Below are 1,787 nucleotides of genomic sequence, written 5' to 3' on the forward strand. Positions count from 1 at the left end.
GGGCGGAACGAACGTCCATGTTGTGGTGGAGGAGTGTCCAGAGCAGTGCGAGGCAGGTGAGGTGGATGGGGCGACTGGGGAGTGGCATCTTCTGGTCGTTTCGGCGCGAAGTGCGGCGGCGCTCGGCGTCGCACTCGGCCGGCTTGCTGCGCATCTGGGTTCGCGCCGTCCGCGTCTGAGCGATGTGGCCTATACCCTCCAGGTCGGCCGCAAGGAGTTTGAGCACCGCTTCGCACTCATGTGCCAGACGGTGGAGGATGCCGTCGCAGGGCTGTCGTCCGGGGTGGGGCTTGAGGCGGCGCCCGGTCCCTCACAGGCTGATGTAACGATAGCGGTCGACCGCGAGCGGTTGCAGTTGCAGAAGACCGGAAGCGGATCGGGCGAGGGGCCGGAGAGCGCAGCGGACGGCGGCGGCGAGGCCGATCTACTCGCAAGGGTCGGCAGATTGTGGCTGCGGGGTGCGCAGATTGATTGGGGTGGCCTGCATGCTGGGCGGGAGCGCGGGCGAGTGCCGCTGCCGAGCTATCCGTTCGAGCGCCAGCGCTATTGGATCGAGACGCGGGGACGTGCCGGTGTGTCGGGGTCGATCGCTTCATCGGTGGAGGGATTGCTCGCGGCCGAACTGCCGCTCCGCAAGGATATCGCGGACTGGTTCTGGACGCCTTCCTGGACGCGGGCTTTCGCGCCCGCGGCACGGCCGGAGGGCGGTAATTGGCTGGTGCTGGGGGCCGACGATGCGCTGAGCGAGGGCCTGTCGCGCCGGCTTGCGGCGTGCGGCGTGCATGTGGTGCGCGGGGTGCCAAGTCAGGAGTTCGTGCGGTTCGACGAGGACCGCTACGGGCTGCGGCCTGGCGAGCGTGGCGACTATGGTCGGCTGCTCGCCGAGGTGGAGGCTGCGGGCAGGATGGTCGACACGGTGGTGCATCTGGGGCTTGCCGAACCGGCGAAGGCATGGCGGGAGCGTGGTCTGGAGCCGGCGCGGGCTTCGCTCGACATCGGCTTCCATCCGCTGGTGGCGCTGGCGCAAGCGCTCGGCGAGATGCCGGGTCGGTCGCGGCGTATCCTCGTGGTGACGAGCGAGTTGGCGGACGTTTCGAGCGGGGATGCGCTATGTGCGCCGAAGGCCCTTGCGATAGGGCCCTGTCTTGTGGTGCCGCAGGAGTATCAGCACCTGACGTGCCGGATCGTGGACGTGGCGGCGGACGTGGTCGTTGCGGCGCAGGCCGACGGGCTTGACCGCTTGGTGGCCGAACTCAGCCGCACGAGCGACGTAGCGGTGGTTGCGCTGCGTGGCGCCGACCGTTGGGCCGAGGACGTTACGCCGGTGCGCCTCCAGGCCGGCGCGGCGCCGGGTCCGGGATGGTTGCGGCCGGGCGGCGTCTATCTGGTGACAGGAGGGCTCGGCGGCATCGGCCTTGCGGTGGCCGAGTATCTTCACAGCAGCGTCGGCGCGTCACTGGTCTTAATTGGCCGGCAGGTGGGCGCGCAGAACGACCGGGTTGCGGCGCTGCAGCGGCAGGGAGCGGACGTGCTGGTGCTGTCGGCCGATGTCGGCGATGCGGCACAGATGGAGCGGGTCGTGGAGGCAGCGATCGCGCGGTTCGGGGCGCTGCATGGCGTGTTCCACGCAGCGGGGGTGCCGCCGTCGGGGCTGATCCAGAACAAAACGGCGGCCCTTGCCGAGGCGGTGATGCGGCCCAAGCTCGCCGGCGTGCTGGCGCTGCAGCAGGCGTTGACGGGCAGATCGCTGGACTTTCTGTGCCTGTTCTCCTCGATCAGTTCGCGCA

1 protein-coding gene is annotated in these 1,787 nt (G+C 69.5%); it reads left to right on the forward strand.

Annotated features, from left to right (window positions below; translation table 11 throughout):
• Positions 1 to 1,787: SDR family NAD(P)-dependent oxidoreductase (locus tag NKI06_RS30750; RefSeq protein WP_352987920.1), on the forward strand; the 1,787-nt coding region annotated here is incomplete at both ends.

Origin of the sequence: Mesorhizobium sp. M0772 (assembly GCF_040320135.1) — a bacterium.
GTDB lineage: Bacteria > Pseudomonadota > Alphaproteobacteria > Rhizobiales > Rhizobiaceae > Mesorhizobium.